Annotated in this window: 10 protein-coding genes; 5 read left to right on the forward strand and 5 right to left on the reverse strand. The window is 41.9% G+C overall.

What is annotated here, in order from left to right; genetic code table 11:
* Positions 1 to 93: 93 nt before the first annotated feature.
* Entirely contained in the window at positions 94 to 432 is a 339-nt protein-coding gene (locus tag ACEW80_RS06980) for a hypothetical protein (protein WP_373525900.1), read from the reverse strand.
* Positions 433 to 932: 500 nt separating this feature from the next.
* Here ACEW80_RS06980 and ACEW80_RS06985 point away from each other — a divergent pair, with 500 nt between their 5' ends.
* The 3 genes from ACEW80_RS06985 (at position 933) to ACEW80_RS06995 (ending at position 3,738) form a co-directional block, all read left to right on the forward strand.
* Entirely contained in the window at positions 933 to 1,373 is a 441-nt protein-coding gene (locus ACEW80_RS06985) for a plasmid mobilization relaxosome protein MobC (protein WP_373525901.1), read from the forward strand.
* The gene (locus ACEW80_RS06990; RefSeq protein WP_373525902.1) at positions 1,354 to 2,883 is read left to right on the forward strand and encodes a relaxase/mobilization nuclease domain-containing protein; all 1,530 of its coding nucleotides are present in this window, start codon (positions 1,354 to 1,356) and stop codon (positions 2,881 to 2,883) included. Before ACEW80_RS06985 ends, ACEW80_RS06990 begins: the two co-directional genes overlap by 20 nt.
* Positions 2,884 to 3,459: 576 nt before the next feature.
* On the forward strand, positions 3,460 to 3,738 hold the full coding sequence (locus ACEW80_RS06995) for a hypothetical protein (RefSeq protein ID WP_373525903.1): 279 nt from the start codon (positions 3,460 to 3,462) through the stop codon (positions 3,736 to 3,738).
* Between the two features lie 366 nt (positions 3,739 to 4,104).
* Here ACEW80_RS06995 and ACEW80_RS07000 read toward each other — a convergent pair whose 3' ends face one another.
* Positions 4,105 to 5,976, reverse strand: a complete 1,872-nt coding sequence (locus ACEW80_RS07000; RefSeq protein WP_373525904.1) for a PEP-CTERM sorting domain-containing protein — start codon at positions 5,974 to 5,976, stop codon at positions 4,105 to 4,107.
* Positions 5,977 to 6,619: 643 nt separating this feature from the next.
* Between ACEW80_RS07000 and ACEW80_RS07005 the strand changes: the two genes are divergently transcribed.
* Entirely contained in the window at positions 6,620 to 7,129 is a 510-nt protein-coding gene (locus ACEW80_RS07005) for a GNAT family N-acetyltransferase (RefSeq protein WP_373525905.1), read from the forward strand.
* Between the two features lie 49 nt (positions 7,130 to 7,178).
* On the opposite strand, the gene ACEW80_RS07010 is transcribed toward ACEW80_RS07005, so the two are convergent.
* The 3 genes from ACEW80_RS07010 to ACEW80_RS07020 are packed head-to-tail and all read right to left on the reverse strand — an operon-like array spanning position 7,179 to position 12,091.
* Complete coding sequence (locus tag ACEW80_RS07010; protein ID WP_373525906.1) at positions 7,179 to 10,046, reverse strand: AAA domain-containing protein; 2,868 nt, start codon at positions 10,044 to 10,046, stop codon at positions 7,179 to 7,181.
* Between the two features lie 39 nt (positions 10,047 to 10,085).
* The gene (locus ACEW80_RS07015; RefSeq protein ID WP_373525909.1) at positions 10,086 to 11,321 is read right to left on the reverse strand and encodes a ParB/RepB/Spo0J family partition protein; all 1,236 of its coding nucleotides are present in this window, start codon (positions 11,319 to 11,321) and stop codon (positions 10,086 to 10,088) included.
* On the reverse strand, positions 11,321 to 12,091 hold the full coding sequence (locus tag ACEW80_RS07020; protein ID WP_373525907.1) for a ParA family protein: 771 nt from the start codon (positions 12,089 to 12,091) through the stop codon (positions 11,321 to 11,323). Before ACEW80_RS07020 ends, ACEW80_RS07015 begins: the two co-directional genes overlap by 1 nt.
* 154 nt (positions 12,092 to 12,245) lie before the next feature.
* Between ACEW80_RS07020 and ACEW80_RS07025 the strand changes: the two genes are divergently transcribed.
* Positions 12,246 to 12,461, forward strand: a complete 216-nt coding sequence (locus ACEW80_RS07025) for a hypothetical protein (protein ID WP_373525908.1) — start codon at positions 12,246 to 12,248, stop codon at positions 12,459 to 12,461.
* The last annotated feature ends 100 nt before the right edge of the window (positions 12,462 to 12,561 follow it).

Here is a 12,561-nt window from a genome sequence, read left to right on the forward strand (position 1 = left end):
AAATCATGTCTCTTTTTATGTCTCAAAATGCAATTCTCTCAAAGTCTAAAGAATAATGAGACGTAAAAAAACGAAAAATTTACCGCTTCTCAGTCATAAAATCCCTAATCCCCCTTTTCGAGGGTTTGTATAAAAAACCCCATTCTCAAGAGGCTTCTTTTTGCGGCGAGTATTTTTCCTGACCTCACCCAATAAATATTTAATTCTGCTACCACTTAACTGAATACCCAACCCTTTCAGCATCTCTGACACTTCATCGTAAGTATAGCCATACTTATCAGAGGTTAGTTTCTCGATATACCTCCTCATTTTCCGAATAGCTTCTCTGTCCGATAGACTATCCCGCTCTTTCGGCTTCTGCTCCTTAAGTGCTTTGATAGCCTCATCAATCTTGCCTTTAGTAATCTGACCAGAATCTTTTGGCTCAACCATTGCTATGAAATTAAATTGATTATCATAATTCCCTTATTTTCCACTATTTTTCAAAAAGTATAACTCCTCCTTTAAAGCAAGTTTCAGCTACGCTGATTAGAATTTTCATAATGCGGCTACGCCGTCACCATCATTTATTAAATGCTGATATATTCCTGCCGCTCCAGCATAGTTTTTGCTATCTTCCTCCCATGTTGACTGTTGCTGACTGTAGCCAAGACACTCCGGCTATGCCGTCGCAGTAATTTAGCAAACACTGATATAATGACGTTTCAGCTACGCTGTTATCGTCTTTCATCCCACCCTGAATGACCCGAACCTGTCCCCCCAGGTACGCTGTCGTTTCCTCGCCCCCAGTCTCTCGTTGCGCCCTCCGTACATACGTAGCACACGACACCTCGTTTACCCCGAAAATGGGCTTGAAGCCAGCCATGCCTCAAAGCTTACGCTTTGTCTCGCTCCGCTCGAACGGCAGACTGGTTCAAGTGGGGAAACCCCCCTTGAAAAACCCCCCTCGCAATGTCCCGATATCTTATCGACTTATGGCGAATCGCAAGCAGTCAAAAGCTCTAGTCCGAAAGCATATTTTTCCAGTGAGATTGAGCGACATCGAACTGGATATGATTCGTATTAAATCCCAAGACGCGGGAATGTCAGCGAGTGAACTGATGAGACGCAATGCGTTGATGCGTCCATTACCAAAACGACTGAGTAAAATTAGTCTACAAACATATTGGGAATTAGGACAAATCGGGAACAACCTAAACCAGCTTGTCAAGGCAACCAACACAGCCCTAAAAATTGGGCGAACTTTACCTGCTGATTTAGAACTGCTAAGAGAACTTTTAGAACTGCTACATCAGTGCAGACGAGACATTGCCTCTGATGATGTTGATGATGACGACTCGGAAGAGGAAGAGGATGATTGGGAAGCAGACTAAAGGCAGAGGTTTTCGCAAGCTGTTGGATTATTTGGAATCCCGCGAAGATGCCCAACTAATCGGCGGCAACATGAGCGGTAGAAATGCCCGTGAATTGGCGCGGGAATTTAAGCTATCTCGACAACTGAATTCTGATGCAGACCGAGTTGTTTATCATGTCTCACTGTCAGCAGCCAAGGGTGACAAATTAGATGATGAGAAGTGGAACGAGATTGGCGATCGCTACATGAAGGAAATGGGCTTTGATGCCAATCAATTCGCCATCTTTCGCCACCATAACACCGACGACGACCACATCCACATTGCCGCCAGTCGGATCAGGATGGATACAGGGCTAGTAGTGCATGATTCCTGGGATTATGTACGTTCTGAGAAAGTCCTACGACAAATTGAAATTGACTATAATTTGGTGCAAGTGCAAGGTAGTAGAGAGAAACTACAGCGCACACCCAGCACCGGACAAATCAGGCGTATAAGGCGAGAACAAGAAGAATATGAACTAGGTAAACTTGACAACCCACCAGGACGCACTATCAAAGAGGAACTTCAGCAGACAATTGATAGGGCCAGAGTTGATAATCCCCAAATGCCAACGCTGATCATGCGGTTGCAGCAAGCAGGAATTAGCGTCAGGACAGGATTTACCAGAAATGGGAAGTCTAAAGGCATTTCTTATGAGAAAGATGGGCAGGCTTTCAGTGGTACACAGTTAGGCGCAGCTTATACCTTCCCTGGACTGCAAAAACATCTTGCTGTTGACTACCAACCAGAACGTGATGATGAACCTATTAATGAATTGCTGCTCAAACCTGTTAAACCATTCCCAGTTGAGCAGTTAGAAAAACTCTTTCAAGAAATTGAACGCAAACAACAGCCCCAGTTCACTCCACCACCAGAGGATAAAGTTGTTTGGCAAGTGTTGCACAAGTACTTAAGCGAGAAACGCTACATACCAGATTATATTTCGCAAGGATTACATGGTAATCAGTTGCTTTACATGGATGAGCAACGAAATATTTTGTTTATCAAGCGTGATTTAGATGGTGAAAAAACTGGTGCATTAATTTGGTCAAAGCCTAGAGAAAATCATCGCATTGTGGAGTACGACCAAAACACCTCTACAGCAAATGGTTGGTTTTATCTGAGATTAGGAGGGCAACCAACGGACAAGGTAGAAAACGTCTTTTTGTGTTCTACACCGATTGATGCGATGTCAGCAGCCACCTACCTGATCTCAAGTTGCAAAGGGCTACCACCAACTAGAACCATGTTGATAGTAGCTGATGACCCTAATAACTTACCTATGGAATTTCTCAAGAGTTTCAATAGGGTGGTCGTAGCATTCAATAATGATGAACAAGGGAATAAAGCCGCTAGTGCAGTATTGGAATTGTTGCCACAGGGTAAAAGGCTCAAAACCCATAATCCTGATTGGAGTCAGGAATTAGAAGCTCATCTCAGGGAGGAGCAACAAAAGCTCTTACAGCAGGATCGTGGTTTTAGTCTGTGACCTACGCCGTGCAAACCGAACTCGTTGTCGCTACGCTCGGCTCATGCGGTCTTCGGGACGGGCTTCCACGATCATTAGTAATGCTGACCAGTCCAATTAGCCCGCCCCGAAGACTCCACTTCGTCGCATGATCCGCAACGAGTTCTCACATCAAATATTTGAAGATACCCAATAAGAAACAGACCACAAAAAATTTTGAAACAGTTTTTTGAAGTACGTTTGCAACTCTCTTGTATTATCGATTTTGAGAAAAAATCCCCAACAGCAGCAATTGTCCCATAGGGTAAAAGTAGCTCTATTGCATTCACCATAAGCATTAGAGGCTATTTTAACCGAAACCCCCAGGTGTCCAATTGCTACCATCTGACTACTATTTGCAGTTACCAGCAGTTGTAAACTGTTAAAAGCTGTAACTGCAATTTGCATCTTTTAACTGCTAATGACTGCTAACAAGCAGCAAAAATGCGTAAAACTTGTGATTTTAGTCTTAATGGGTAGCTCACAGGTTATTTGTAACTTACGCTACATTTTTCGCAGTTGAAACTCTCTTAATCCTACGTATTTATCGGTGTTTATATGAGCGATGCCAAGCAAGAAATTCTTTCTATTAAACGAGACAGTAACAACATTGATGGCCAAATACTTAATTTTTTAAAGACTGACCCTATCTCACCTGGGTCTACTTTGGCTGATGCAGTTTTGGTTACTCTCAAAGCTCATTGGCTACCTTTGGTGTTGTACTCAATGGGAGTGCGTGGTGAAAAATTGCGCTTGCCTACTATTTGGGCGCTTCAACAATTGGAAGCACAAGCGAAACTCATCCGTCGCATTTGTGAGATTGATAATCCTAGATGAAATTTAATTGCTGTGTTAGCCAATCTATTAATTGATGTAACTGGGTTATAGAGTTATATCAATTCATTGCTATTAAAAATGAGCCAAATACTTATAAAATTTGGCTCAAGTAAGAAAACCGATTAAGAAAAATTTGATTACTCGGTTATAAAGGTTTACCTATAAGGATTACAGAAACCAATGTGTTACAACTTCCTTGCTCGGTCGAAGATGCCATCACTTAATGCCATTTTGTTTTTTAAAGGAATGACAACATTTCTACAAAACAGGAAGCTAGACGCGAAAGTGCGATCGCGTCTATTGGCATAAACCATAAGGTGTGATCGCACTTAGCTTCTTAATTAAAAATATTCTTTGCTCTGTACTTCAACGTTTGCGTTTGTATTTGAAAGTAGTACCAATACCTATTGCTGCTATTAACCCTAATACAAATGAAGGTTCAGGAACTGTTGTTGTATTTGAATTTCTGATGTATTCTGAACCATCAGTGTTGATTAGCTTACCTCCGAATGACTTAAGTAAAGCAATTATATCGTCTGATAACTCATCAAAACTTACGCTATCATCTAGTATTTCAATACCGCCAGTTGTAAACTCAGGAAGCGAGCTACTGGATGTTTTAAATATTCCACCAGTACAACCACTTAAAGCACAAGTTGTATTGCTACTCCACTTCTTACTTAAACCATCAAAAGCATGAAAAGTAGCCCCTCCATCTTTAACACCTACCAAGAGCGTATGAAAAATTATGCTTTCATTCTTAGGATTATTTCCTAGAACAGGTCGATCTGTCATTGAAACGTTATGGTAAGCAGAAAATTCCTTATATTCCTCATCGAAGCCTCCATACCCAGGTACATCCAGGTAGAAAGGCTGTGTATCTGCTGGAACCCAATTAATGCCACTTTTTTTTAATGAAGCAAACTCTTCTGGGGAAAGCTGAATGCTACTTACAAGTTTTTGTTCATTCTCATTTAATTCCGACTTATTATAACTTACAATCAAGTTTCCACCAGGTAATGCGTCGAAAAATGCTCCTGTTCCTTTAGATGTCTTTATCTCTCCGTTATATGCTACACGTTTTCCGTTTCCATCCCACCATGTTAAGCTTTCTGGTACGTCTGAAATAATTTGTAAATAGTTGAAGTATTCGTAACCTAAAGCTTTTGCTAAAGTACCAAGTTGAATTGGAATATCATCATTAGTTTTGGGTACAAAGTTAAAGCGAATTCTAGTGTTCTCTTCAGAAAGAGGGTCTTTAAGCTTTGTATTATTGATTATTTCTTTAGGATCGTAAGCTTTTAGAGAAGACAACTTGGGTAATATGCTTACTTCCTCAGGAGTTGCAATTCCTTCGTAGAGGTAGTTTAATTCCCCCTCCTTGGTATATATCTTAGACTTGCTAGGCTCAGTATCAAATTCAGCAACTATAGTTGCTCTAGGATCAGTATCTTTATTTTCTGGTACTACCGGAACAATACCTTTTCCTCCTTCTCCTTCTTTCTGAATGTATGATGAAAACTTATAATAAGCAGAATCAGCAACCACATTACCGGAAGGAGAATAAGAACCATAATGAGGTTGCATTAAATACTGCCGGGTAGCAGGTGACCAAAGTAGTGTGTAATCAAGTGCCGAAGGTAAATCAGTAGAATACTCACTATCAATACTAAAACTTGTAGAATAAGGGCCAGATCCTATCGGAATTCCAATACTACCTGAACTAGAAAAATTATAAGGATCTGGAGATATTACATTTGTCTGTTCAGTTCCTTCACCCAAGAACACATTTTTACGGTACAACCCATTTCCCAGTGAAACCTGCTCAATGTATCCTTCAAGCGTCCATTTATCTGTATACTCTGATGTACCTCCTAAATAAAAGGCTGAATCAAAGAAACGCAAGCCAGCTTTCACTCCTTGGGTAGTCGTTTCAAATAAAGGAAATACTTGCGTACTATTAATTCTTGTTTCAGGACTATAGGGGAAGCAAAAAGGTCGATCCAAAAGCACGGTTGATGTACGACCAGCATTTTCTAGAATTGCCCCAGGAATGAAGCCGTAACTTCCATTACAACTAAAGTTTGTGCCGCCAATATTTAGAGTTTGATTAGCTGGTAAATCCCGTCCTGTACGGGTTATTTTCCATGCAAGAGCAGCAGATTGAAAATTCAGTGTGCTAGCGGATACAGCAAGGAGAGTAGCGAAACCAATGTTACAAAATGCTTTAAATTTCATTACGTAAAGATGAGTATAAAAAATGCAGATCAAAGGTTATATAAGCAACTTTAAGTTAGATAATATCATTGAAACTACTTAAAAAATAAGTATGTATATATTCTTTTTATATATTCTTTATAGTATCTATATATTAAAAAAAATTACTGAAATATTGTTATCTGATAACAACTTAAAGATATGTTGGTTTCGCTCTAAAATAGAAATTGCTGTATTTAAATAGATAAAGCAAATAACAGTATAGAAGTATAGTTTTACCTACTGTTACAAATATAAAAATAATAGCGTATCCTTATATAAAAGCTGTTTAGTCATTTTCTTAAAATATCTAATTTGTCTATCCAAGCCCCGACCGCGCAATAGAGATATCCCACAATGGCTACTCAAACCTTTGCTCTGCCTCGGCTGTGGCAACTCTTTTAAGAAACCCTCTACTAAATTTTCTTACTTTGCGGCAATACGTCGCCCTTGGTATCAGTTACGCTCTAATGTATAGTTAGGCATACGATAATAGTCAATGTTCAATGTTGATCCGTCACGATATCGAGCCTAAAAATTATTTGGCAGATGAGACTGATGATCCGGCTGTGTTTCCTTTATTTGATAATGGAAAAATGAAGGATAGTGTGGCCACAATTAATAGATGATTGAAATTGTTGAAGCAGACCTTAGTCTGCCTGCTCATGCAGACGCTATGGTTCAATTAATGGATAAGTATGCGCTTGACCCAATGGGTGGTGGTAAAGGTTTGTCCGACTACGTTAAGGCAAATCTAAGAGCAGAACTTGTAAAGAGAAAAGCGGCTCATGTCATTCTCGCCTTTGTCGATGCCGAACCCGCAGGGCTTGTTGTCTGCTTAGAAGGATTCTCTACCTTCGCGTGTAAGCCATTACTTAATATTCACGATGTCTTTGTTGCTGTACTCTATCGGGGTAGAGGCTTGTCTAAACTGCTGCTACAGAAAGCGGAGGAGATCGCTTTCGATTTGGGCTGCTGCAAACTTACGCTAGAGGTACTAGAAGGAAACCATGTTGCCCAGTCAGCATACAAGGCGTGCGGATTCAGTGGCTATGAGCTAAATCCCCAGATGGGCAAGGCGTTATTCTGGGAGAAGAAACTAGCAGAAGTGACTGATGAGGATAAAAATCTTTAAAGCAGATTGATATGATTACTTTCTATTTGCGCTTTGTGGTTGATTTAAATTATCGCATTTCCCCAAATTCCTTGATATATTCCATCAAATCTCTGGTGTAACCACCCTCAGAAATTCGCCCTAGATTCCCCACCAGGATAAACAGTTCTCGCGCTCTGCTGACAGCCACATTAAGTAAATTAGGTCGCCGATTAATAAACCAGAGGCTATCAGTTGCTTGGCATTGGCGAGTCGAGAAAATTATTACTGATTTCTGACCACCTTGGAACGTGTGAACTGTGCCAATGCTCTCGGATGAAAAATCTGACCAGCGAGATTTTAAACGTTGAGTCAGCGCATTTACTTGACGGCGGTAAGGTGAAATCACGCCAATTGTGTTGTCAGAATCAGGAGAATTTAAGCAATAACCTGCCCGTAACAATTCCTCAATTAAAGCTTCTACCGCATCAACTTCTGCCCAATTAACGTAATTCTCCAGTTTCCCTTCTACATTGCAAGCAATCAGGTTAGTACCCAAACGAGAAGCTTTTGGTTCCGTCTTGATGATCATGCCGTAATTGCACAAGCGATCGCAAAAATCAGCAATCACCGGAATACAACGGTAATGATATTTAAGGATAATCCCCTGACCAATATCTCTAGGTTGCCCTGATGCCCCAGCCGCTCGGTGATAAGCTGTGGAAGCAGTGGGGCTGTAGCGGTCATAATCTACATCCGTAAGCCCCTGTTCCAGAAAAGATTTGCTGCGATATTCCTCTTTCTTCTGGTCACTTAAATTTACCACTGGCTCTAATTGCAATGGATCGCCAACAATCAAAGCCCGATTACACCGTACTAAAACGGGAAAAACCTGATGCGGTGGAATTTGACCCGCTTCATCTACAATTACTTGGTCGATACAGCCGCTATCGGGATAAGGGAACAAATTGCGGATAGAGTGCAAAGTGCAAAGAAACACCGGAAATAACAGACTGATATCCCGATAAATGTTTCTCCAATTATGACTTAACTGACGAAAAGCATCCCATTCGCCATTCAATAATGCAATGTAAGTTCTAATGGAAGCTATCACCTCATCTTTCCGTTGCAGAGCTTCTTGCTGTTGAAATTCCCAAGACCACTCGAATAACTCTACTTGCAGCGAGTGCAATTCGGTGTAGAAGCGACTGTAAAAATCTTTGGTGGGATAAGTAGCGAGTCGGTTTTCGACTTGAGAACGGCGAGTAATGAGGTCTTTGAGTTGCTGCTTTCTTGACTCAATCTGCTGTTGTGTGCTGTCAATACCATTCTGTTGTTGCTGCCAGAAAGATGCTTCTGCAATAAGCTGGTCAACACTCTGCTGGGCGGCGATGAGAGATTCAGTTGTTAGTGGGATTTGAAATTGAAATGGGGTGGCCAGTGTCGCTAACACAGGCATCTCTATCTGTTTGTGCAAGCGTTTGAGAACATGATGTGCGCTGGTTTTGGTTATCGACTGCCAGAATCGTTTAATCGTCTGCAAAAGCTGGGCAAACCATTTGTTATCTCTAACAGAAGGCTGCCAGTAATCAACTCTAGGCAAAGAACGCCTTGCACTGCCAAGATGTTGTTTTATCTGCTGATAGGCTTCTACTGGAAACCTAGAGTAGTCGCTCCCGGATTCTAATGGTGACGAAGACTCAAATGCAGAAGTCTTAAGCGCCGACTCAACCGATTGTATATCAAGGCATAGCTCATCTAATAATTGCTTATCAACACTTTTCTGTTGAAGCTCGTCTTCGTCTTGTTTTCTATAAGATTCTATTTGCTGAACACCTGCTAACAATTGTTGCTTCGTTGACTCCCATTCATCGTAATTAAATGTTTCTTTGGCTAACCAGTCGAGTGCAGTTTGCAAACTAGGTAACACTTGGCTCTCAACTAAATCCCTAGAACCTCCTGATAAGTAGAAACAGTCAGAGGTCAGGTTGCTGGCTAAGATTTTCTCAACGTTATTTACAGCAAATTTGTTAGTGCTTGTTACCACAGTTAAGTTACTTCTATCTGAACCCGTTGTTGCTAATTCCACTGCTCGATGTACCACTTGCTGGGCTATCTTATGCAGCAACAGCGTCGTCTTGCCGTTTCCCGGTGGCCCAATCACAGCAGTAACAGGTTGATCTTTAGAATGTTTGAGAGCAAGTGCTTGATAGTCATCGGGCTGTGAGTTGGGAAAAGCACCCAAAAAAAGTACTTCATGTTGAGGTGCTTTTGGTTGTCCAAATAAATATTCGTAAGCCGGATGTCCTGGTCTTGACCACTGAAAGTAATTCTGGTCGCTAATTTTCTGAAAATCTTTTTTGAGGTTGTAATTAAAAGCAGCGTAGTCAAAATCCAATAGATAAGGGAGAAGTTTTGACCGCACGGGGAACGGCGGTAATTCAATCAGTCCCATAAAATCTTGTAGCGTTTTAAAGGGACGATTGAAAGTAGTTTCGAGAAAAACTTTCAACCCTTCCCTTGTTACCAGTGACTCAGCCGCTTCTTCCTCTAGTCCGTACCACTGCATCAAATTGGGAATAACAGGCTGAAACTCATATTCAGTTAAATTCCATCCGCTACTGCGATAATTACCCTCGAATAGTGTCGAAACGTTGATAGTGAACAACGGGCGAAATTGACGGCGATTCGATTCAACTACATAAAGCTGCGGGAAAGCTACAGCAATCGATGGTAATTTTATTTGCTCAAAGTTCTTCGCACTTTTAAACGGTTGCTTTATGTTTTTAAATAAAGACTCGTCTATTAATAGTTTATCGCCTACCAGATTTACAAGAGAGTCCCAGATGTTCGGTTGTTCTGAATCGTCAGCTTCTACTTTGGCATTACTCAAATTTTCGACTTGGATGTAATCTAACCAAGCCTTGAGCAATTCTCGAATCTGTAATTTTTCTGCCATCTCTCGTATCCCCTTGAAAAATAAGCAACTCGTGTCAATTCACTCATCGCCTAGCAATGCTTCCAGCTTGCTTAAAAGGTTTACTAGCTGCTTTTGTTTTGCAGGTTCTTTCCAAAGCTGACGCTTTTTAATGCGCTGGGTGATATTTTTGAGGCGGTCTGGTATTTGGTTAGATGCAAAAGAAGAGGATGCTTGTTCATCATCCGTCCAAGCAGCGATTTTTTCTTTGATTTGGCTTAAAGACCAATCGTTAGCGATCGCTTCGGACAAAAGTTTTTTTCGGATTTCATTATTTCTTACCCGCGCCAAGACTTGTGCTTTGGTGTATTCTAGCTGACCTCCCCGCAGTGCCATTAAAATTTCTTCGGGCAGATTTAGCAAAGGTAAGCGTGTGGTGGTGAACGATAGCCAATTCATGATTCCCAAACTCTCAAACACCTGTTGTACCGTGTTTGATTGTTCTTCACCTGGGTTAGGAGAAACGTTTCTCCTAGATTCACTTTGCTCGGCTAAATGCTCAGAAACGTTGTCCTCAGATTGCGGGTTATCTGGGTTAGGAAAAACGTTTCTCCTAGATTCAGTTTCATCGGATAACTGATCAGAAACGTTGTCCCCAGTTTGTAGATTATCTGGGTTAGGAAAAACGTTTCTCCTAGATTCATTTTTCTCGGATAACTGGTCAGAAATGTTGTCCTCAGATTGCGGATTATCTAAGTTAGGAGAAACGTTTTTCCTAGATTCATTTAATGAGTCTTTTGACGGCTGTTCCCCCTTACTGTGAGCGTTCTTCATCCGGTACAGCAAGGATTTGACGGCTTCTACATCGCAATGCAGCCGGATTGCCAACAGGTGCAATATCCCTTCAGTTTCTTCAACAGGGTTAAGGTCTTCTCGTTGCAGGTTTTCAATCAAAGCCAACTGAAACGCTTGGTCATCAGATAGCTCACGCACAACCACAGGCACAACTTCAAGTTTTACCTCCTGTGCTGCCCGATAGCGTCGCTCTCCTGCTACTAATTCGTATTTCCCAGAGCCAAGTGGACGCACCAACAGAGGTTGGAGGATGCCATGCTGTCTGACTGACGAGACTAATTCTTTTAATGCTTGTGGGTCGAAGTATCGTCTGGGCTGATGTTGAGGCAGAACTATATCTGAGAGTTTTATAGTAGTTTCAGTAGCGGCTGGCAACTCGGCATCTGGGGAGGATAACCAAGGTGCAGGGGGTGGAGTTGTAATTTGTCCGCCAAAGGGTTTGTCAGTTTGCTTGCGTCGGATCACAAAGCCTCCAAAGAATTAGCTATTTCTTCAAGGATAGAGACTACAGAATGTTTAGGGTCAAACACCGCTAGGGGCGCACGTTCTTCTGTGGCATCGACAAAAGCGGTGGCTCTGGGGATGGCTGGGAAAATCCGACCCCAAGCAGAAAGTTGTTCTTGTATAGCTGCCAATGCTCGTTTATCGGCTGAATTCTGTTGAGCATACCGAGTGGGAACAAATCCTGCTATTTGGATTTTGCGGTTAGCTTTATTTTTTACGTGGGTGATAGTTTGTAAAAGTTCGTCTGTTCCCTCAAAGGCTTTGAGATGGGTTTCCACGGGAACGAGGACGTGTGTGGCTGCGACTAAGGCGATATAGGAAAGCAATCCTAAGCTGGGGGGACAATCTATAAGAATGAAGTCGTATTCATTTAGAACAGATTCAACGGCTTCCTTAAGGCGCAACTCGCGCATCGCAGCACTGACTAACTGCATTTCGGCTCCACTTAGGACTCGGCTTGCTGGAACTAAGTCCATACCGTGAATGCCAGAATGAATCGGTAAGGGCTGCTCATCGATAATGGCATCAGCAACGGTTTTTTGTAACTGAGATGGCACTAGCCCCATGAATTTGGTTAAGCTTGCTTGGGGGTCTATGTCGATGAGAAGGACGCGATGTTCTCGTTTTGCTAGGTGGTATCCCAGGTTTTGGGTCAGTGTCGATTTGGCGACACCACCCGCCTGATTAAACAGGGCAATAATGCGGCATTGAGAGTCAGAAGTTGACACTGGTTTTCGTTCCTAGAAGATACGTTTAGGTTTGGTCAACCGGCTCGGTTTTAGTTTCTAGTTTACTGAAGTGTATCAAAATAAGAGAAGCCCTAGCTAATACAGGAATATAAGCAGTAGACTTTATAGAATAAAGCCACATGAAGTCATTGCTATGACAACCAAACAAGCCATTTTTGAGGTGATTGAACAACTGCCAGAGCAGCACCTCGAAGACGTGTTACGGTATGTTCAACAGCTTGCACGTACCGAGAAATCACCAGCCATAAACCCACACAGCAACAGTAGCGACCCCCTGGAAAACTTTATTGGTGCAGTATCTCATGGCTCCCTAGCTGCCAACTTAGACGACGAACTTTATGCCGACTAAGCTTTTCATTGATACTTGGGGTTGGCTCACGCTCCATGACAAAAGTGAACGTTATCACCAAGACGTTATGCAAGAATGTAACATTACAACAATCCTCACC

The sequence above is a fragment of the Nostoc sp. genome (assembly GCF_041747015.1).
Lineage (GTDB): Bacteria > Cyanobacteriota > Cyanobacteriia > Cyanobacteriales > Nostocaceae > Nostoc.

Excerpts from the sequence above, each read along its gene's own strand:
- ACEW80_RS07025 (WP_373525908.1), top strand. The coding sequence starts at position 12,246 with ATGACAACCAAACAAGCCATTTTTGAGGTGATTGAACAACTGCCAGAG.
- ACEW80_RS06990 (WP_373525902.1), top strand. The coding sequence starts at position 1,354 with ATGATTGGGAAGCAGACTAAAGGCAGAGGTTTTCGCAAGCTGTTGGAT.
- ACEW80_RS07000 (WP_373525904.1), bottom strand. The coding sequence starts at position 5,976 with ATGAAATTTAAAGCATTTTGTAACATTGGTTTCGCTACTCTCCTTGCT.
- ACEW80_RS07010 (WP_373525906.1), bottom strand. The coding sequence starts at position 10,046 with ATGGCAGAAAAATTACAGATTCGAGAATTGCTCAAGGCTTGGTTAGAT.
- ACEW80_RS07005 (WP_373525905.1), top strand. The coding sequence starts at position 6,620 with ATGATTGAAATTGTTGAAGCAGACCTTAGTCTGCCTGCTCATGCAGAC.
- ACEW80_RS06995 (WP_373525903.1), top strand. The coding sequence starts at position 3,460 with ATGAGCGATGCCAAGCAAGAAATTCTTTCTATTAAACGAGACAGTAAC.
- ACEW80_RS06980 (WP_373525900.1), bottom strand. The coding sequence starts at position 432 with ATGGTTGAGCCAAAAGATTCTGGTCAGATTACTAAAGGCAAGATTGAT.